Source organism: Enterococcus sp. LJL99 (assembly GCF_054871725.1).
The window spans coordinates 148540-169472 of the sequence record NZ_JBTXLT010000007.1 but is presented as its reverse complement, the minus strand read 5'-3'; the positions used below and the strand labels follow the sequence as shown (position 1 = coordinate 169472).

The 20933-nt window shown below is 32.6% G+C and carries 18 protein-coding genes; 13 read left to right on the top strand and 5 right to left on the bottom strand.

The window, feature by feature from the left end; all coding sequences use genetic code 11:
• Window positions 1-584: 584 nt before the first annotated feature.
• Window positions 585-1829 carry an MFS transporter gene (locus ACYSNW_RS12180; RefSeq protein ID WP_461744830.1) on the top strand — a complete coding sequence of 415 codons (1245 nt, stop codon included), beginning with the start codon at window positions 585-587 and terminating at the stop codon, window positions 1827-1829.
• Window positions 1830-1906: 77 nt separating this feature from the next.
• Here ACYSNW_RS12180 and ACYSNW_RS12175 read toward each other — a convergent pair whose 3' ends face one another.
• Complete coding sequence (locus tag ACYSNW_RS12175) at window positions 1907-3013, bottom strand: hypothetical protein (RefSeq protein WP_461744828.1); 1107 nt, start codon at window positions 3011-3013, stop codon at window positions 1907-1909.
• A gap of 635 nt (window positions 3014-3648) precedes the next feature.
• On the opposite strand from ACYSNW_RS12175, the gene ACYSNW_RS12170 reads away from it, so the two are divergent.
• The 4 genes from ACYSNW_RS12170 to ACYSNW_RS12155 all read left to right on the top strand — a co-directional run bounded on the left by ACYSNW_RS12170 (window position 3649) and on the right by ACYSNW_RS12155 (window position 7759).
• Complete coding sequence (locus tag ACYSNW_RS12170) at window positions 3649-5118, top strand: helix-turn-helix domain-containing protein (RefSeq protein WP_461744827.1); 1470 nt, start codon at window positions 3649-3651, stop codon at window positions 5116-5118.
• 28 nt (window positions 5119-5146) lie between these two features.
• Window positions 5147-5941 carry a hypothetical protein gene (locus tag ACYSNW_RS12165; RefSeq protein ID WP_461744826.1) on the top strand — a complete coding sequence of 265 codons (795 nt, stop codon included), beginning with the start codon at window positions 5147-5149 and terminating at the stop codon, window positions 5939-5941.
• 144 nt (window positions 5942-6085) lie between these two features.
• Window positions 6086-7078: a choloylglycine hydrolase family protein gene (locus ACYSNW_RS12160; protein ID WP_461744824.1), complete on the top strand. Its 993-nt coding sequence runs from the start codon at window positions 6086-6088 to the stop codon at window positions 7076-7078.
• 201 nt (window positions 7079-7279) lie between these two features.
• Window positions 7280-7759: a glutathione peroxidase gene (locus tag ACYSNW_RS12155; protein WP_461744823.1), complete on the top strand. Its 480-nt coding sequence runs from the start codon at window positions 7280-7282 to the stop codon at window positions 7757-7759.
• A gap of 363 nt (window positions 7760-8122) precedes the next feature.
• On the opposite strand, the gene ACYSNW_RS12150 is transcribed toward ACYSNW_RS12155, so the two are convergent.
• Entirely contained in the window at window positions 8123-8857 is a 735-nt protein-coding gene (locus ACYSNW_RS12150; protein WP_461744821.1) for a MerR family transcriptional regulator, read from the bottom strand.
• A gap of 395 nt (window positions 8858-9252) precedes the next feature.
• On the opposite strand from ACYSNW_RS12150, the gene ACYSNW_RS12145 reads away from it, so the two are divergent.
• From ACYSNW_RS12145 to ACYSNW_RS12125, 5 genes are all read left to right on the top strand, one after another.
• Window positions 9253-9933 carry an ABC transporter ATP-binding protein gene (locus ACYSNW_RS12145; RefSeq protein WP_461744819.1) on the top strand — a complete coding sequence of 227 codons (681 nt, stop codon included), beginning with the start codon at window positions 9253-9255 and terminating at the stop codon, window positions 9931-9933.
• The gene (locus tag ACYSNW_RS12140; protein ID WP_461744817.1) at window positions 9934-11217 is read left to right on the top strand and encodes an ABC transporter permease; all 1284 of its coding nucleotides are present in this window, start codon (window positions 9934-9936) and stop codon (window positions 11215-11217) included.
• 261 nt (window positions 11218-11478) lie between these two features.
• Window positions 11479-12117, top strand: a complete 639-nt coding sequence (locus ACYSNW_RS12135; protein WP_461744815.1) for a nitroreductase family protein — start codon at window positions 11479-11481, stop codon at window positions 12115-12117.
• A 271-nt stretch (window positions 12118-12388) separates the two neighbouring features.
• Window positions 12389-12985, top strand: coding sequence for a nitroreductase family protein (locus ACYSNW_RS12130; RefSeq protein ID WP_461744813.1), 597 nt, complete (start codon window positions 12389-12391; stop codon window positions 12983-12985).
• A 37-nt stretch (window positions 12986-13022) separates the two neighbouring features.
• A complete protein-coding gene (locus tag ACYSNW_RS12125; protein ID WP_461744811.1) occupies window positions 13023-13868 on the top strand; it encodes a VOC family protein in 846 nt (281 codons plus the stop codon).
• Between the two features lie 175 nt (window positions 13869-14043).
• Here ACYSNW_RS12125 and ACYSNW_RS12120 read toward each other — a convergent pair whose 3' ends face one another.
• Window positions 14044-14424 carry a helix-turn-helix domain-containing protein gene (locus ACYSNW_RS12120; RefSeq protein ID WP_461744809.1) on the bottom strand — a complete coding sequence of 127 codons (381 nt, stop codon included), beginning with the start codon at window positions 14422-14424 and terminating at the stop codon, window positions 14044-14046.
• A gap of 327 nt (window positions 14425-14751) precedes the next feature.
• On the opposite strand from ACYSNW_RS12120, the gene ACYSNW_RS12115 reads away from it, so the two are divergent.
• Window positions 14752-16146 carry a glycoside hydrolase family 1 protein gene (locus tag ACYSNW_RS12115; RefSeq protein WP_461744807.1) on the top strand — a complete coding sequence of 465 codons (1395 nt, stop codon included), beginning with the start codon at window positions 14752-14754 and terminating at the stop codon, window positions 16144-16146.
• A 489-nt stretch (window positions 16147-16635) separates the two neighbouring features.
• Window positions 16636-17523, top strand: a complete 888-nt coding sequence (locus tag ACYSNW_RS12110) for an SDR family oxidoreductase (RefSeq protein WP_461744806.1) — start codon at window positions 16636-16638, stop codon at window positions 17521-17523.
• A 214-nt stretch (window positions 17524-17737) separates the two neighbouring features.
• On the opposite strand, the gene ACYSNW_RS12105 is transcribed toward ACYSNW_RS12110, so the two are convergent.
• Together ACYSNW_RS12105 and celB are read right to left on the bottom strand one after the other, a co-directional pair.
• Window positions 17738-18457 (bottom strand): GntR family transcriptional regulator, encoded by a 720-nt coding sequence (locus ACYSNW_RS12105; protein WP_461744804.1) that lies wholly within the window; start codon window positions 18455-18457, stop codon window positions 17738-17740.
• Between the two features lie 201 nt (window positions 18458-18658).
• The gene (gene celB / locus ACYSNW_RS12100; RefSeq protein WP_461744802.1) at window positions 18659-19927 is read right to left on the bottom strand and encodes a PTS cellobiose transporter subunit IIC; all 1269 of its coding nucleotides are present in this window, start codon (window positions 19925-19927) and stop codon (window positions 18659-18661) included.
• A 624-nt stretch (window positions 19928-20551) separates the two neighbouring features.
• Between celB and ACYSNW_RS12095 the strand changes: the two genes are divergently transcribed.
• On the top strand, window positions 20552-20914 hold the full coding sequence (locus ACYSNW_RS12095) for a DUF2620 domain-containing protein (RefSeq protein WP_461744800.1): 363 nt from the start codon (window positions 20552-20554) through the stop codon (window positions 20912-20914).
• The last annotated feature ends 19 nt before the right edge of the window (window positions 20915-20933 follow it).

Below are 20933 nucleotides of genomic sequence, written 5' to 3'. Positions count from 1 at the left end.
CTGGTAAGCATAAATCATTCGTTACTTGATAAAACAGCTTTTTTTATTGTGGTGAAATGGATGTTCTGTAGTTTAGTAATTAGTTTTTAGATAATAAATTTAGATAAAATGTTATAGTTGTAAAAAAATACGAATAATTATTTTTGTTAGTTATTTGATTAAAATAGCTGATTTTTTTGAGTCTTAATCGTTTATTAGGAATGTCTTTCTAAATTGGATAATAGTATAAATCAATCAGAATCTCAGTAATTTTCGAATCATCGTGTATTGCTAAGATTACAATAACTACTATTTAGCTCAATTATTCGCTTCAATGTGACTGCTTTACAATACCAATAACTACTAAATTATCAGAGCCAACGATGTTTATTCCAACTTTTTTGAAACTATTTACGACAAATTCTATTGACAGTCGTTTTGTATAAGTGAATAATGGAATTATATGTCATTAGCAAAAAAGATTGATAAAAATAATTTATAGATTGAATAAATATAAACCATTAGAAATTATAAGGGTTTGTACTTAAACTATAGATAGTGAATTGTTGAACAAGAAGAAAATTACCTAAGTCAGGAGATTCATTATGGAAACAACCAAAAAAAATTATAAACCGTTGATAAGTTCTTTGTATACAAATTTTATTTTTCAAGGTATGGTCACAATCATATTATCGCAAAACCTGCTTTCTTTAAAAGAGCAGTGGCAAGCATCAACACAAAATATAACGCTGGTCATTAGCGGAATCGGTTTAGGTAGATTATTAAGCCTTTACTTTGCAGGCTATTTTTCTGATAAATTTGGGCGAAAAAAAACGGTACAAATCGGAATTACTTGTTATTTGATTTTCTTTATGGGCATATTGATTAGTCAAAATTATTGGCAAGGGCTGTTTTTTACGTTATTTGCAGGGTTTAGTAATGCTTTCTTAGATACCAGTACCTATCCCACTTTGATGGAAGCTTATCCAGATGAAAAGGATAATAGCTCATTAAGTGTATTGAATAAGGCGTTTATTTCAGTCGGCCAATTTGTTTTGCCCTTGATTACACGATTGTTAATCAATACGAATAGTTATTATGGCCTTGTCTTTATCGGCTGTACGATTTGCTTAATTATTAACTTTATTTATGTATCCAAGCTAAATTTTCCGCCAAAAATCGATATCCAACAGATAGAAGAAGAAGTTGATCGATTGGATGGAGATAAAAAAAATCAGCCGACATTTAAAATTGAAGGAATCGCTTTGCTATTTTTTAGTTTTACGTGTGTGTCGACATTCAATATTTTTATTATGTGGATTCCTTCTTTTGCAGAATCACTAAATTTGATGAGTCATGCTGATAGTTTAGTTTTAGTAAGTGCTTATAGTCTAGGTTCATTTTTATCAGTATTTATCACGTCATTTATTGTAAAACGCGGTGTACAACCAACACTGTTAATGGTATTTTGTACAGGCGTTTCTTGTCTACTATTAGTAATGATGACTTTTTTCCCAAGTGTCGGGATGTTTTATATGGGGGCATTAGGAATTGGTATTTTTGCTGCAGGTGGAATTTGGCAGCTCGGTTTATCTGTATTATTAGAATTATTTCCTAGTGGAAAAGGAAAAATGACGAGTTACTATTCAATTGCAACCTCTGTTTCTGTAATGCTTATTCCTTATATTACTGGGCAATTGGAGACAGTAAGTGTCACAATGATTTTTGGTTTTAATATTTTACTGACTTTTATTGGTGTTCTTGCAAGTTTGGTTATTAGGTATCGTTATAGAAAATTGACGGATCATGTAAAACGGATGACGGAAAAAATTATTATTACAGAACGATAAAAAACTTCGTTGGGTTTTTAGACCCACGAAGTTTTATTGCTTCATTACATTTATTGCTGTTACTTAAATTAGTAAGGTCACTTAGGTGTTTTTTCAATTAGCAATAAAATTAATTTGGTTGCGTTCAACAATTCCTCTATGGAGTTGTCATCCTCTGTCTCTAGCTGCATTTCCTCGGGGCCAATTGAAAGATTAAGTGTTTCTTTTCCCAAAGCATTAAATAGACTAGCCAAGCAGTTTTCTTTGCTTGTTTGAGCTAAAAAGGGTTGTTTAATTTTGCGTAAAGCTTTTTTTACTGTGGAAACAGGTAAAGAAGAATCTGCTAAATGAAAACCTGTAGTCACTTTATGAATGTCCATTTCATAAAATAGTTCCATTTCTTTACATAGCTGCTGAAAAGAAGTATTAACTTTGTGTAAAAATAAGTGAGCTGAACGATTCGAAGTAGAACTGATTTGTCCCGATATGGATATATGCCTTTCAAGTACAGGATCTTTCTCTGAATTGATAATTGGTTCTATTGTTACATAGGTTTCTTTATCTATTTGTCCAGTTGGAATTTGATCTAGTACCATATTTACAATATCTAAAGCAGAACAATCATTTTCCTTCATTAAATTAGAAAAAGTCATCGCTTTTGTAACATTGACTTCGAACGTATGGATAAATGGGCATTTGGTCACGCCGTTTCCTAGTGGAGAAAAAGAATCTAAGATGTAACCGAATTTACTATCAATCATACTGATATCAAAGGATTGTCCAGTATTTCGATTGTGGTCAGAGAACGTAAAAATAAATTCAATGGGGCCAGTCGGCAACTCTTGTTCTTTTATAAACCGAATAACTTCTAACAAAACAACAACACTACTGCCATTTTCTGGCGGAAGAGAGCTTGTTTTTGAAGAATCAGTCTGATTCTTGTGTAATTTAAGTTGGTTAGTATTGATAGAAGAATCAATCGAACAGACGAAAAACAGTGGTTTTTTTGCAACAGATCCATGATGGGTTGCTTTGATTGTATACTGCATATTCTTGTCATCATTCGTTGGAAATTCTTCTTCAATTGATAAACCAAACTGAGTTAACTTTTCTTTCAAAAAAACTGAAAGTTGATTGTTTTTTTGAGGGTGAATAATTATTTCTGCTAATTCTGTACAGGTAAGAACTAATTCTCTTTTGTTCATTACAGTTGTCCTCTCTTTCATGTTGGAGGGTGCGACAAAATGTAGTTAAAATCAAGCGATTACCGCAACTTATTCAATAGTATTAAGTAATTGGGCAAGACTTGAATTTCTTGACACGCTCTTTTCAGTGTCAAAATTAGATTGAAAAAATGCTTTATTTTTGTCTTCCTCACATTGACCAAGAAAAAATATAGTTAGGAAAAACTAAAAGAAAAAGGAAAGTGACTTTTGGTGAATCCTAATTCTTTTTTGAATAATTATTATTTCAATAGATTCAGTACAAATTTAGCATGATTTTTCTGCAGAATACATGGCAAAAAAAACTAAAAAGTGATTTTTTTTGCCATCTTTATGAAAATCTCTGTTTTAAATTTTGGTTTTGTTTAATAAATGTTTAATTAATTTATTAAAGTCTTATTTTAGTTTGACTAATATTATATAATGGCTTAGTTGATTACTAAATTAGCCGTTTTTAGAATAATTGATGTTATTTTATTTTTTAAATCGATGTCGAAATAGTGAAAATAAATAGATTTGGCGTATTTTAGTAGTAGTGCTGCTTAATTGAATCAATAATAGATCATAGATTTTGGATTTAGCTGAGTGTAAAAAAAGAAATAGTGGGTGTTAAAATTGTGAGAAAACTATATATGGATTTAGTAACTGATAAAAAAACAATCCGCATCATTCATTTGATCTACCTTTTAGCAGATGCTTCAGATATTTTGACCGTGGAGGATTTAGCTGAGGAACTTAATGTAACCAAAAAAACGATTAAGAATGACTTGATTTCATTAGAAGAATTTGTTCCTGCGATGAATGAATTTATTCAAGTCAAGAAAGAAACTATTATTTTTAATCGAAATAGTGAGTGTACAATTGAGGAAATACTAGCTAAAATGCTCAATAAACAACCACTTTTTTTTCTCTTAAGAGCTTTATTAGAGGGAGAGGAACGCTCGTTAGAAGAGTGGTGTGAAAAGATTTGGCTTTCTGAACGAACCTTGAGACGTTTCTTACCACAATTAAAAAAAGTGTTGAAAGCCTATAATTTATCGCTACAAATGGCTCCTTACTTTACTCTGATAGGCAATGAGAATGATATTCGTTACTTGTATTTTGATTATATTAGTCAAAGTGGTTGGCATGAGCAAGATTTGTTGATAGAGAAAACACTACAACAATTTCATGACGTTTCTTATCGAAATTACTCTGTAACGTTATCCGTAGATAATAATCGAGTAAAAATTTGGTTATATGTTCTCGTTCAGCGATTGAAAAGAAAATGCTATACTAAAATCAGTTTTGAAATCAATCAAGTATTGCTAAACGATGAACGATTTACGGCTTTTTCAGAATTGTTTATAGAGTTGATGGAGCAACATTTTGGAATTAAAGAAGTTCCATTGACAGAGTGTATCTATGCTTATATATTGATGTTAGATACAGTGATTTATTTAGCACCTACTGTTGGACAGACAAAAAAAACACCGATAGAAAAATTAACTTATGAAGAACAGAACAAGCAAGGATTTACATTTGACAATCGTCTTTCATTTGAAGGGCAAAAGTTGACCGAGATTCAAGAACAAATAGCTTCTTTATTAGAAAATATCAGTCTTCTATCTCTATTGACACCACTGTATCAAAGTAATTCATATGAATTAAATTCTTATGCAAGTGAAACGTTTCCAGATTTATATGAAGAGTGCTTAAAAAATGTGATGAACATAAAATTGTCTCATCAAGCTCAATTGGTGTTTCCTAAAGGTATAGCGACGAAAGTGACATTATTATTGAGTCCATATTTGCTAAATAATTCTGTAGCAAATAATCAAAAATTATTATTGAATATAACCGGAGATTCTTGTTATACGGTTCATCTTTTTTCATTATTAAAAAAAAGTGTTCCTAGTAATTATGAGATTGTTTGTGTTTTTGGAGAAAGAATCACAGACACATACATAAAAGAAAACAAGATTGATTTAGTGATTCATAATGATGTCATGATTGAGCCAATTAAAGCTTGCCCGCTAATCAAAGTTTCCCACTTTCCCTCAAAACGAGAAATCGAGCAGCTGGCAATCAAGCTATTTGAGCTATAAGCAATTGATAAAATTTGAGGAGAAGAATATGAAGGCACTGGATTTAATTGTAAAAATTACTGAGACAAACACGGCGATTACTATCGAAAATGACTTAGGGCAAATTTTTATTTCAAAAGAAGTCGATTGGCAGCAAAAAATTCAGAAAAATCAACTTTATTTACTTTTAAATGCTGGGAAATTCGTAATGATTGGTACGTTACCTGAATCTTTTCAAGAAAACCAAGAGATTGATCAAACAATCGTATTATCAGTTCCCAAAACTGTTCATACAGATTATTTAGCCAATCTATTGATAGAAGAGACAAAAATGAAAAAGAATCAGCAAGCGATTTCTGCTGATAGGCTTCATTCACTTTCTGTCCAAGAGAAAAAAGAAACGACTAAATATAAAGAGCAAATTTCCTTGATTTTAGCTAGTTTTGGTTTTCCTCTTCAAAGAAGAACTGCAAAAAAGGGAATGAAAGTAAGACATACCTGGCGCAAAAGTATTAGTGAAATGGCGTTTTATGTCGATTCAAGAGAGAGTAAAGCAACCGTTATCTGGCAAAAGAGAAATGAAATGTTACTGAAAGCCGGTGCGAAACTGAAAAAAGAAATTCCTTTGAATAAAGATGGGTCAATTGGTTTTAGTGTGAAGATGGGTGAAAAATTAAGAGCCGATCATGCAGATGCTATCGTTGGTTTTTATACGACAAAGGATATTATTTTAAAAAGTGTCAATGAAATCGGGTTACTTTTATATTTTGGCGGAACGAATAGCTGGTTAGAATTAAAAGATAGTGAAGGAAAGACGATTGATGATTGGACAAGAGTCGACTAGTATCAAAGATAGCATGTAAGGCGAATTTATGAGTGAGTTTGTTCTAAAGATGTAATAGTAATAACTAGGCTATACTTACAAACTCATAGAAGGGTTCAGAAATATTTTAAATAAAAAATAAAGACAATAAGTTGGAGGATTACTATGTGTACAAGTTTGACATTTGAATCAGAAAATGGGCATCATTTTTTAGCAAGAACAATGGATTTTGGTTTTGAATTAGGTGGGAAGCCGATTGTAATGCCACGAAATTATGAGAGAAGTTGCTATTTTGGTGGGATAGAAAGAACATGTTATGGATTTGTTGGAACGGGTCGTAAGTTAGATGATTTTCTTTTTGCAGATGGTGTAAATGAAGCAGGTCTAGCGATTGCAGAACTTTACTATCCTTATGAAGCCGAATATCAAACAAAAGAAATAGCAGGTAAAATAAATTTAGCTCCTCATGAATTCATTATGTGGGTTTTAGGTCAAATCGGTAGTATTGAAGAATTGAGACAAAAAATTACGGAAGTTAATGTTGTAAATGCAGAGGTTGCTTTATTAGGTTTAGTACCACCGCTACATTATATTGTTAGTGATCGAACTGGAGAAACTGTAGTAATCGAGACAAACAATCAAAAATTAACGATTAAATCAAATCCTGTAGGCGTAATGACAAATAGCCCCGAGTTAGAGTGGCATTTAAAAAATTTAAACAATTATCTTTTTTTGAAACCAACAAATTGCTCAAATAGACAAGTTGATCAATTAACTATCCATCCTTTTGGACAAGGCTCTGGAACGTTTGGTTTGCCTGGTGGTTTTACTTCGCCAGAACGTTTTGTACGTACGGTTTATATGCGTTTTTTAGCAGAAAAAGGAAAAACTTCTGGTGAAACGCTAAGTAGCATTTTTCATATATTAAATGGTGTTACGATTCCAAAAGGTGTAAATATCAAAGACGATGGAGCTGTTGATTATACGCAATATCGTGCGGCGTTTGACTTGGATAAAGGAATTTATTACTATAATCCGTACGAAACACAAGAAGTTTTTTCAGTAGGACTAACACCAGAGCTTTTGAGTGCAGATGTACCAACAGAATTTGACGTGGCACACCAATTTGGCATCATTGAATTAAATGATCAAAACTAAATACATTAATTAAAAGAAGGTAGTGAGGAGGAATCAAGGGAAGTGGCTGTTTGTCACAATTTCGAATGATTCATCAAATCACTACGTTCTTTTTGTATTATCTAGCTCTTCTCCGATTAAATAAGCTCTTTTGCTTGCAAGTCTTTAGTAGAATCGCTACTATTTAGTAAATAAGCGATTTGTAAAAGGAGCGCATGTGAGATGGCTATCTATGATTATGAAGTGAAAACAACTGATGGAAAAACGATTTCTATGGAAAATTACAAAGGACAAGTGCTGTTAATTGTGAATACTGCAACAGGATGTGGTTTTACTCCTCAATATGAAGGCTTGGAAATTCTATATAAAAAATATAATGATCAAGGCTTTGAAATTCTGGATTTTCCATGCAATCAATTTGGTCACCAAGCACCAGGTAGTGATGAAGAAATAAGTGATTTCTGTCATTTGACGTATCAAACAACATTCCAAACGTTTGCGAAAATCAAAGTCAATGGAAGTGAAGAAGCACCTTTGTATAATTTTTTAAAAAAAGAAAAAGGTGGATTATTAGGTGGTGCAATTAAATGGAATTTCACCAAATTTTTAGTTGATCGCGAGGGAACAGTAGTAAAACGATTTGCTCCGACTGTGAAACCAGAAGAAATGCAAGCTGAAATCGAGAAAGTCATTGTTTCATAAGAGTGAATAGAAAGTATCTGTAAAACAATTTTCGGTAATTGTTTCTTACGGGATAAATCATGAAGAGCATAGGGAGTCGATGATGGAACGTACTTACTCATTTCTCACAATCAAGCGTTTTTTTGTCCCATGTTTAAGGCTTTATGCCAATGAGTTTCAGCTAAATTACAAAAATCTTCCTTACTATCGTTTCCAGAAACGCCCTAATAAAAGTAACAAATAAAGAGCTGTATTTTACAGGAATTGGACCATTGATTTCTGGAATTTACCGCTCTTTCCTGTCATTTCTATTTATGAGGAGAGACAATGGACTAAGTAGATAAACAGAAGCGAATTATTTAGAGTAGTTGATAATTATAGTTCCTATGACTGTTCACTAATTTTTGCTTCGATCACATACATTTTTGCTTGATTATAAGCTAAGGAACAAAAAATATTTTCGTAAACCAAGACTTCCGTGATTGAATGGTCGAGTTCATTTAACTCATATTCTTCCAAAAAGAGGGCAACTTCTGTTTTGATTTGTTCGTTAGTCATTGCTGAAAAACATTTACAAGCATACATACCAGCAGGAAAAAAGTAATCATTTGTTTTTTTATCGCTGAGTACACAAGAAACAATATCCGTTCGATTAAAAATAATATGATAAGGAACTTCTAATTGATTACTATTAAATGGCGCATCGGTGGAAAAATCAATGATAGGTTCATCTTCAAATTCAGCTATTTTTTTTAAGGATTTTTCTTCTTGTCTAGAAAAGGTGATTCGATCTAGTTTATATTTTTTTTGAGCGGTAGTAATTTTTTCGATTACTCTATTAACCGTTGAAAATTCATCTTGTTTGTTTGTATGATTTAAAGATATTTTTTCAAGCAATTGTTCGGTTTGATTTGTCTGGAAATTTTCTTTAATTTGCTCCAGAGAACATCCAATCGCTGTAAAAACAATTATTTGATATAAACGATAAATATCTACTTCGCTAAAGTAATAGTGATTTTGTTTACGTGGTGTTAGCAAATTTTTACGAATATAGTTCCTGATTGTATCATTTGAAATGCTAAACAACTTAGCTACCTCGCCAATAGTTAGGTCTTGCATAAATAAAACTCCTTGTCTTTTTTTATAAGTATATACTTTAAGGCTACCACCTAGTCAAATAAAAACTGCTGTTTTTTTTAAAATAATAACTTGTTATAAAATCAATGATGAAAAAGCGAAGAACAAAGTGTTTGAGCTAAAACGGCTAAAGTTAAGAAATAAGCGAAAAATAACGGAAATGGTAGTCAGAAATTTTATATTCATCGTTTATTTCTCTTGTTTTAGCGTGTGTACTTCATTTTCTTTGTTAGTATTTAATACAAAATTTTTTTGACAATTAGGTCTTAGGTACCATGACAGGCTCTTTTACTTCAGGCAAAATAAATGATAGCGATAGGGAAAAAGTCGTTATTATATATGAGCAAAATAAAAAATGAAGAAAAGTGGAGGGGACTATGGCTATAATCGAAGCAAAAAATATAAAAAGAAGCTATGGGAAAAATGAATCGAAATTTGATGCCTTAAAAGGTGTTAGTTTAGAAATTGAAAAAGGGGAATCTGTTGCAATCATCGGGAAAAGTGGATCAGGTAAGTCAACCTTCATGCATATTTTAGCATTGTTGGATCAACCGACTTCTGGTGAAATCATTCTAGATGGACAGTCCGTTACTTCCATCAAAAAGAAAGCATTGGATAAAACGAGAAATAAAGAATTTGGTTTTGTCTTTCAACAATTTTTTATGAATCCTAAAGATACAGTCCTAAATAATGTCTTATTACCATTAAAAATAGCTGGAATTCCAAGTAAACAACGCAAACAAATGGCAATGAAAGCTCTTGAATCAGTTGAATTAGCAGATAAATGTAATAATAAAGCCAATAATTTATCTGGTGGACAAAAACAACGTGTGTGTATTGCAAGAGCGTTAGTGAATAATCCTCAAATAATTTTTGCAGATGAACCCACAGGAAATTTAGATAGTACAACAGGTGAAAAAATCGAAAATCTTCTTTTTGATTTGAATAAGCAAAAGGGTATTACATTGATTATCGTCACACATGATCCTGAATTAGCCGCTCGTTGTGATCGACAAATTCATGTACGAGATGGCGAAATTATTGGAGGGGGCGAGTAAATGAAAATCAGTGATATTATAAAATCAGCATGTTCTAATTTAATGAGAAATAAAGGACGTACCTTACTAACAATCGTTGCGATTTTTATTGGTGCATTTACTATTTCACTAACAACAGGTGTTAATAATGGCGTCAATGATTATATTGATAAACAAATTAGTGGCGTTGGTGGTGAAGAGCAATTACTGATTCAACCGAAGGTAAGTAGAAGTTTTGGAGAAGATGGCGAGCCAGAGAAATATGATGCTGACAAGAAAACAAGTTCTATGATGGAACAAAAAGCATTAACTGAATCAGATTTAGATAAAATCAAAAAAGTTAAAGGGATTGAAAAAGCTTATCCAATGAAATCAGCTTCAGTTTCTTATATTTCTGGTAAAAATGATGAAAAATATATTTTCACGTCAATGCCTAAATTAGATAGCTTGTCGATTGATCTTGAAGCAGGAAAATCTGTTGATCAAAAAACAGAGGATTATCAACTTGTTTTGGCACCAGAATATGTGAAGTCACTAGGCTATAAATCAAGTGAAGCCGCTATAAATCAAACGATTAAAATCGGAGTTCCTGCAACCGCAACTGGCAAAGAAACGGTTCTCGAAGCGAAAATCGTTGGAGTCAGAAACACTAGCTTAGTTCAAGGTGGCGTATCATTATTGAACCGTGCCTTAGTTGATAAAATTGCTGTTATTAATGAAGAAGGTTTACCAGATACAATGAGAAATCAATACGGTATGATTGTTGCTGAAATGAAAAAAGATTTGACTGATAAAGAAATCACTCAAATCAAAAAAGATTTGGATAAAGATGGCTACAGCGGACAAACTGTAGAAGATGAAATCGGAATGATTCGCAGTGTCATCAATGCGATTACTGGAGTGCTAACTTTATTTGGTGCGATTGCATTATTAGCCGCTAGTTTTGGGATTATTAATACATTGTTTATGTCTGTTCAAGAGCGAACACGCGAAATTGGTTTAATGAAGGCAATGGGCTTGAGTGGTGGAAAAGTCTTTATGATTTTCAGTTTTGAAGCGATGATAATTGGTTTATTAGGCTCTGTTTTAGGAATTTTAGGTGCTATGGGTGTTGGCTCGATTATTAATAAAGTTGCTGCCGATTCATTCTTAAGTGCATTAACTGGATTTACTTTGGTCCAATTTTCAATACCTTCTTCAGCTGTGATTATTTTGATCATTATGGGAATTGCCTTTTTAGCTGGAACTTTACCTGCTAGAAGAGCTGCAAAACTTGATCCAATTGAATCATTACGTTACGAATAAGTTGATTTTACAAAAAAATAGCATTGTAAAATGATGATTAATAAATGGAAGGTTGAGACAAAAATGGTTTTTACTTTTGTCCCAACCACAATAAATGAGACTAAACTTTTTCTTTGAGTTTAGTCTTTTTTTGCGGTGAGCTAGGGTGTATTTTTACTTTAATAAGAATGATTCAAACAGAAAAGTTTACATATTTTTTGAGAAATGATATAGTTCGCTTATTCGAAATAAATCGGATGAATACCTGAAAAGAGGGAGAATATGACAACTAATTATCATGAAAATGATTTTTCAAAAATAATGTTAGAAAGAAAATCGATTCGTAATTATGATACAACAGTAAAAATTAGCCAAGATGAAATGGAAGCGATTCTGAACGATGCAGTAAAAGCACCTTCTTCTGTTAATATGCAGCCGTGGCGTTTTGCTGTAGTTTCAAGCGATGAAGGAAAACAGAAGTTGGAACCTTTAGTACATTTCAATAAAACACAAAATGAAACGTCTGCAGCAATGATTGTCATTTTTGGTGATTTAAATAGCTTTGATTATGCGGAAAAAATCTATGGTTCTTCTGTTGCATTAGGATTAATGCCGCAGGAAGTTAAAGATCGACAATTAGAGACATTAAGTCCACTATTTGAAAATATGGCGCTTGAAGCTAAAAAGGAAATGGCTGTGATTGATAGTTCATTAGTGGCGATGAATTTAATGTTAGTCGCTCGTGCATATGGGTATGATACCAATCCGATAGGTGGCTTTGATAAAGAAAAAATTGCTGAAGAGTTGGGATTAGATGCGACTCGTTATTATCCAGTCATGATTCTATCAATTGGAAAAGCAAATGAAGCAGGCTATTCTTCTTATCGATTACCATCTTCTGAAATTACCTTTTGGAGATAAAATAAATAAGTTTGATTTGAGTAGAACGATAAAAAAATAGACTAATGACCAAAATTTTAGGTGTTGTTTTTTACAACTTAGAATTTTGGTTTTTTGTTGTTTTTGAGTAAGAATACGCATGAATAGAATAGATTGCTAGAAATTTTTGCTACTCATTTATTTTTAGTTTCGTAAGCATATTAATTTACTTACTTTTAGTAAGTTGTTATACTGTGTTTGTAATCAAATAAAAAAGAAATTTAAGTAAGCTAATTTGAAAGGGAGATAAACTATGTCAGAATTTTTAAATGCATTGAAAAAACGTCGTTCTATTTACGCTTTAGGAGATAATTTAACACAATCAACAGAAGAAATTTTTTCATTAGTGAAGGAAGTTGTTAAAGAAAGTCCAACATCATTTAATTCTCAAACACAACGTGTTGTTTTATTAACTGGTGCAGCACATAAAAAATTATGGGAAATTACAGAAGCAGCGCTAAAACCAGTAACACCAACTGAAGCGTTTCCTAACACTCAAGCTAAATTACAAAGTTTTGCTAATGGAGCTGGAACAATTTTATTTTTTGAGGATCAAGATATTGTAAAATCATTGCAAGAGCAATTTGAATTATACGCGGATAATTTTCCAATTTGGTCAGAACAAGCGACTGGTTTAACGCAAGCAAATGTATGGACAGCATTAGCACAAGAAAATATTGGAGCAAATCTACAACATTACAATCCATTAATTGATGATGAAGTTGCTAAAGAATGGGAAATTCCAAGCCAATGGAAATTAAGAGCGCAATTAGTATTCGGTTCAATTGAAGCACCAGCAGGCGAAAAAGAATACATGGATGATGCTGCTCGTTTCCGTGAATTCAATTAATTAAGCTATAAAGAAAATTGTGGGAGAAGGAACGCATATGACTGTATTATTATCAGAAAAAACCAAAATAGAACAGGTCACACTTGTTGTAAGAGATTTAGATTCGATGATTCAATTCTATACTTCAGTACTTGGCTTTGAACTTATTAGTAAAGAAGGACAGATTGCCTCGTTAAGCACTAGTGATAGCAAAAAAGAACTACTTATTTTTAAAGAACAAAAAGATGCTGTCCAAAATCATCAAACAACAGGTCTTTATCATATTGCGTTGCTTCTACCTACTCGTAAAGATTTAGGCAATATGTTGGTTCGTCTATTGCAACATCAAATAGAACTTGGCGCTGCTGATCATGGATATAGTGAAGCATTATATTTTAATGATCCAGAAGGAAATGGTATTGAGATTTATTGGGATAAACCGAAAAGCTTTTGGGATATTCGTCCAAATGGTGAAATTATTGGCGTCACAGAAGAATTGGATGGCGATAGTTTAGTGTCTGAAGCGGATGGCCAGTGGGATGGAATCCCAGTTGGAACAATCATTGGACATGTCCATTTGCAAGTAGCAAACTTAGTAGAAACTGAAAAATTCTATGAAAGTATTGGCTTCAAAAGAACATCAGATTTTGGTCATAGAGCGAAATTTTTTGCTGCCGGAGATTATCATCATCATATTGGAACGAATACATGGGCTGGAAATCATTTGCCTATAAGATCGGAAAAGCAGTTGGGATTAGCAGCATATATGTTTTCATTGGGTGATAAAGAGCAGTTGAAGCACTTAATTAACCGATTGGTAGAAAAAAATATTGAATTTGATGAGATTGAAGATCAAATTAGAATTAAAGATCCTAATGGAATGGATTTAGTTTTTATTAGTTAAAATAGAGAAGGCTGACGAGCTATTGTCACAAAAGCTCATCAGTCTTTCTTTTGGATAAATTTAAATTACTTATAGTATTAATATTAAGTAGTTAGAGGGAATTCGAGTTAAGGAATTAGATAAATTTTCCTAAAATTAAATTTCTAATAACTTAATTGCACGATTGAACAACAATTTAATGAGTTTCATTTAATTTGTTTAATTTTTCTTGTTCTATAAAAAAAGTTACTTCACCAGTTTCAGTATTCACATTTGCTTTAACTTCAACTCCTTTAGCGAAAAAGCTTTCTTCATTAATTCTAATTTTCAAAGGCATATCACCATAGGTCATTGTTTTAAATATTTTTGTCGTCATTTTTATTTCCTCCTTTAATAAGTCATCTAGAGAACATCCGAATAAAACACTCAATTTTAAGATATTTAAAATATCAGGTAAACTTTTGTCACTTTCCCAATTAGAAATAGTCGGCCTTGAAATTTGTATTTTTTCTGACAGTTCTTCTTGTGTCCATCCTATCTGTTTTCTTTTTTCTTTAAGCACTTTTCCAAATACCATTATTTTCCCCCCTGAAATTGATCATACTAAGAACTAGAATTAAATTCTGTTCGATTCTCTTTATAGTTTATGATTGTTAAGAGGTTTTTACAAAGAATTTTTATTTTGGAACTGATTGATGTCTGTTTTTTTGTTTTAAAGTAATGAACGGCATCGTTTTAAGAAAATTAACGTGAATTATGATAAACTATTTTTTATAGCGCTTAAAATTAAATAGTACAAAATATAAAACTGGACTTTTGAAATAAAAGTATAGACATTTTATTGAATGCGTTTTATAATAGATAGAGAGATTTAAAATAGCGATAACTGAAAGTAGGGAATCTGATGCAAAGAAAATTTAAAGAGGATTTTTGGTGGGGAGCCGCAACTTCTGGCCCTCAAAGTGAAGGGCGTTTTAATAAACAACATGCAAATATGTTCGATTATTGGTATGAGATTGAACCCGAAGATTTTTTTGATCAAGTAGGACCAGATACTGCTTCTAATTTTTATAATAGTTTTAAAGAAGACATCGATTTAATGAAAGAAATTGGGTTGAATAGTGTTCGCACATCGATTCAATGGACTCGCTTAATTGATGATTTAGAAACAGGAACAGTTAATGAAGATGGCGCTCGTTTTTATAATGAAGTAATTGATGCATTTATTACGGCTGGCATTCGACCTGTCATGAACTTGCATCACTTCGATTTGCCAGTTGAACTTTATCATAAATATGGTGGCTGGGAATCAAAAGAAGTTGTAGAAATGTTTGTCCGTTTTGCTGAAAAATGTTTTGAATTATTTGGTGATCGTGTCAAAGACTGGTTTACTCATAATGAACCAATCGTTGTTGTAGAAGGGGAATATCTACATCAATTTCATTATCCAAAAGTTGTCGATGGAAAAAAAGCGGTTCAAGTAGCTTATAATTTGAATTTAGCTTCTGCGAAAGCAATCCAAGCCTTTAGAGCGATGGGGTTACAAAAACAAGGCGGAAAAATTGGCATTATTTTGAATTTAACGCCAACTTATGCAGCTTCATCGAACGAAGCAGATCAACAAGCCGCTAATATTGCAGAATTATTCAATAATCGAATGTTTTTAGATACCGCTGTTCATGGAGAGTTTCCTAAAGAGTTAACTGATTTATTTGAAAAAGACGGCGTGTTATGGGAAAGTACGCCAGAAGAACTTGCGTTAATCAAAGAAAACACTGTAGATGTTTTAGGTGTTAATTTTTATCATCCTCATCGTGTAAAAGCACCAGATGTTGCACCAAACAGTGTTGGTGAGTGGTTGCCTAACCGCTACTTTGATGAGTATGAGATGCCAGGACGTCGTATGAATATTGATCGCGGCTGGGAAATTTATCCTAAAGCACTATATGATATTGCTATCAATATTCGTGATAATTACAATAATATTCCGTGGTTTGTTTCTGAAAATGGTATGGGAATTTCTAGAGAAGAACGATTTATGAATGAACAAGGTGTAATAGAAGATGATTACCGCATCGATTTTATTCGTGAACATTTAAAGTGGGTTCATCAAGGAATTGAAGAAGGTTCAAATTGTTTTGGCTATCATTTATGGACGCCGATTGACTGTTGGTCTTGGGCCAATTCCTATAAAAATCGTTACGGATTTATCTCGAACAATATTCATACACAAATAAAAACAATCAAAAAATCTGGCCATTGGTTTAAGCAAGTGGCAGAGTCAAACACACTGTCTTAAAAATTTACTATGGAAAATACTGCAATAAATGAGGTTGATTTGAACATATATGGAGCTTCTCAGAAATAGTTTTGGCTATTTTATGGGAGCTCTTTTTTGATGAAACTTAGTTTAAAATAGCTTAAAAAAGAGATTAGGACAAAATGGTTAACTCTGGAAACCAATTAGATACGATACATCATCGAATCACTACGTACTTCGTGGTTTATCGCAATAAGAAGAAATTTTCGAAAATAACAAGAAATACAAAAGGATTCCTTTTGATACTGAATGATTCAAACCTGCTGATCTTCAAATTTTGGCAAATTTCTGTTCATTTTTTTGAGTTAAATATTTCTGTCTCAACCTCCTCACCCACATTTACTAATAAAATGAAACAGTCTCTAAGAGAAATAAAACATATTTTTTGCATATTTTATTTTTTTGTAATAGGGTGTAAATAAGAGCTAGATAAAAATGACAACCAAAATAACTTTAGGAGGAGAACGTATGAGTAAAAAAGTAGAAAATCCTTTAACACGTTTTTACAGTGGAAAGTTTGAAAAACAAAGGCAAGAAGCACCTGCTTTACAACAAAAGATGACTCCTATACCTGATTGTGGAGAAGAATCTTATAAGGGTTCTGGCAAGCTCGAAGGCAGAAAAGCGCTGATTACAGGTGGTGACTCAGGGATTGGAAGAGCTGCTGCAATCGCATATGCTCGGGAAGGCGCTGATGTAGCAATCAATTATTTACCTTTCGAAGAAGCAGATGCCCAAGAAGTAAAAAAAATTGTTGAAGCTGAAGGTAACAAAGCCGTACTTTTACCTGGTGATTTAAAAGATGAAAAAATTACTCGAAAAATGATTCATGATGCAGCTGCAGAATTAGATGGATTAGATATTTTAGTTTTGAATGCTGGAATGCAACAAGCGGTTGAAAAAATCAAAGATCTTTCGACTAAGCAACTTATAGATACGTATACAACTAATGTTATTTCGATGTATTGGTCCGTCCAAGAAGCGCTTGACTATTTACCTGCTGGTGGAAGTATTATAACCACAACGTCCATTCAAAGTGTGGAGCCTAGCAAAAATTTACTGGATTATGCGGCAACTAAAGGAGCCATTACAGCTTTTACAAAAGGGTTATCTGAACAACTAGCACCAGACGGGATTCGGGTTAATGGAGTAGCGCCAGGTCCAATTTGGACACCACTTCAAATATGTGGGGGACAACCACCTGAAAATATACCAGAATTTGGACAAAATGAATCTTTAAAAAGAGCAGGTCAACCTGTTGAATTATCCTCTGTCTATGTATTTTTAGCATCCAATGACGCTAGTTATGTAACAGGTCAAATTTACTCTATTACAGGCGGAAGTTTTTTTGATTAATAGTATAGAGAGTATGATAGCGAACCCTGTTTTTTTCGCAAACAAAGATAATAATTGGGGCGTTTAAATCTGGCAAAAAGCTAATTGTTTTATAAAAAATGAATTAAAGGAAAAGCATGAGACAAAATTCAAAAATGAAATTTGTTTCATGCTTTTCTCTAAAAATCATTTTTTTGAGAGCAATTTAGCTTTTTAAGGTGAATTTTATATGAAATTATGGTTCAACATTTAAAATTGAGTATCCTCGAACGTCATATCGATTTCTACTTCTAGAGTATTCAAGTGGTCGTCCATCTTTCAGATAAACAACTTGTTCAACTTCTAAAACGGGATCGTTAACCGCACAAGACAAATATTTTTGATCATATTTATCTGATTTATCTGCCTGGACATTGCGATAAGCACCTGCAAAATGGAGATTCAACTCTTCTTTGACATAAGAATAAATCGACTGTTCAATAATTTCAGTAGACAAGCCAGGAACTAAATCACAAGGCATATATGTATGTTCAAGAACAAACGGGATTTCTTCTAAAATACGTAAACGAATAATCTTATATACAGGTTGTTGTGCTGTAATCATTAATCTTTCTTGTACTTCTTTATTGGGGAATTCAACTTCAAATAAGATGGAAGCACTAGTTAGTTTTTTATGCCGATCGTGCATTTGTTTACTCAGACCGTCATACTGACTGACTGGAGAGGTTTCTTTATCCCAAAAAGAATTATTTAAAATTTTCGTGCCTGAACCCCGTTGAGAATAAACCAATCCTTCTATAGCTAAAATTCCGACTGCTTTTTTGATTGTCATACGGCTTACATCGAATTCTTCTACTAAATCGGTTTGATTTGGTAATAAAGTGTCTGGTTCATAGACGTTGGTTTTTATTCTTTCACGCAGTATATCAGCAATTTCTTCATATTTTGGTTTCAAATAAGTACACCTCCTAACTAGTATTGTACCTGATTATTAATGTCTAGACAATTCTTAAAAAAGAGTATAAAAAATAGACTTATGATCTTATACCAAAACTCGTACATTGCGTTTGGAAACAATGTACGAGTTCAAATAAAGTGAATGGGTAAAATAACTTTTTCTTACTTCTCGAAGCTAATCACTTTTGGCACAACCTCATTAAATCATACTGTCTTTTTCTTTATCCAAGATACGTAAGAATGGGTACCAAATAATGCCGACAATCAACATATCAACTAATTGTAAAATTCCTCCTAAAATGGAATTTGTTGCAAGCATGCCACTAAAGAAAAACGGTACTGTCCAAGGAACAGATACACCGGTTGGTGGGGGAACAATTCCAACTGCCATGACAAAGTAATTGAAGAAAGTCACGATCAATGGAGCAATAATCCAAGGAATCAAAATAGTTGCATTTAATACGATTGGCAAACCAAAAATTACTGGTTCATTTACATTAAATAGACCTGGAGCTAAACTTAATCGTCCAATATCACGATATTGTTTTTTCTTCATAATAAAGGCCATAATCAAAACGACTGCTAACGTCATACCTGAACCACCTAAACCAACTGTAAAGGTTTCCATAAATGGTTTAGTAATAATATGAGGAAGATCTTTTCCTGCTTTATAAGCTTCTAGGTTATCTAACATCAATGTATTCCAAATCGGATCCATTACTGAGTTGACAATGATTTGACCGTGTAAGCCAAAGAACCATAAAAATTGAACAAAGAACAAGGCAATCAAGGTTGCAGGGAGACTACTTCCTAAACCAACAAGTGGTTTTTGAATAATTTCATAAACAACATCATGAAGATTTGTATTGAAGAAACCAATCACTGCGGCGTTTAAAAATAGAAAGACTGACAAGGTAATAATAGCTGGAATCAATGCGGCAAATGATCGTGAAACCGCTGGTGGAACACTATCTGGCATTTTTATTTGCCACCCTTTTTTAGTGATACGGCAATAAATTTCTGCTGCTAAAAAGGCAGCAATCATACCGATAAACATTCCTTTAGCTCCTAAGCGATCTAAAGATAAGATACCTGAAATTTCTTCCCCTTCTGGAGTAGTCATAAAAAAAGGAGTTAAAATTAAGAAGCTAGCAAAGGAAACAGCACCACCAAAAATCCCTTCAACATCATAAGATTTAGATAAATAATAGCCAATACCAAAGGTCACGAATACAGACATAATACTCATTGTTGCATTTTGTCCATTTCCGAAAAGAGTAGATAAGGTGCCTTTTGTTGCATCATTGAAAAATGGTAAATTGTTGATGACCACTACAATCGAACCGAACATTGTTAAGGGGAACGAAAGCATAAATGCATCACGAAGAACAGATAGATAACGATTTTGCCCTAGTTTGTTTGCTAAAGGCATAATCTTTTCAGCAAGAGAATCCATAAAGCCGTTCATGAAAATCACAATCCTTTATATTATATTTGTAATCGATTACAAATATAATATATCATCTTTAAAATTAAATGTCTATACTTTTGTTCGATTAAGTTTAGTTTTATTTTAGGGCATAATCCTAAGTGTTCTATTAATCTGAGATTATTAGTGAGAGTAAAAAAAACGAAAAATCACAAAATTTGAAAAACATCATTGAACAGAGTTCTTTCATGTTTTTGGTCATTTTCGTGATTTCTCGTTTATTTTTTGGATGTTAAATACTCGCGCCTCCGCCGCCAGAAGAGCCGCCACCACCAGTAAAACCACCTGGCTTAAATGGCCACCACCAACTCAAAAAAGTTAGCATAAAATCATCTCCTTCTAAAAAAATATAAGTTATATTTCTATTATAGTTATTTTACAATCTAATTGTAAAGTGTTTTATGATTTATGCGTTAATTTATTTTTATTAACTCAAATTAAGTTTGAAAATTCGTTCTAAAAATTGATCTATTTAATAAAAAAATGACGTTATTAATATTTGTAAGGGGTTGCAAACTAAATCAAATGATGGTACTATGACCTTGTTAATTAACATATATCAATATACAAAAAAATGTATATTGAGAAATGGAGGATATTTTGATGAAAAAAATAGTAATTGGTGGACAAATCGACAAAGAAGAAGTTAGAAATTTAGTCGAAAAGTATGGTGAAGGTAAGTTTGAATTAGCAGTCAAAAGTGATTTGGATGCTGCAATGGCAGTGAAAACCGGACAGGCAGATTTTTATTTAGGAGCATGTAATACTGGTGGTGGCGGCGCACTTGCGATGGCATTAGCATTATTAGGCAGAGAAAATTGTGTAACTGTTTCAATGCCAGGGAATTTAATGCCGGAAGAAGAAATTCGCGAAAATGTCCGTAGTGGTAAGAAAGCATTTGGCTTTACAGCACAACATAAAGAAACAGTTGTTCCAATTATCATGGAAGAATTAATAAACTTATAAAATTTTTTGGAGGAAAAAA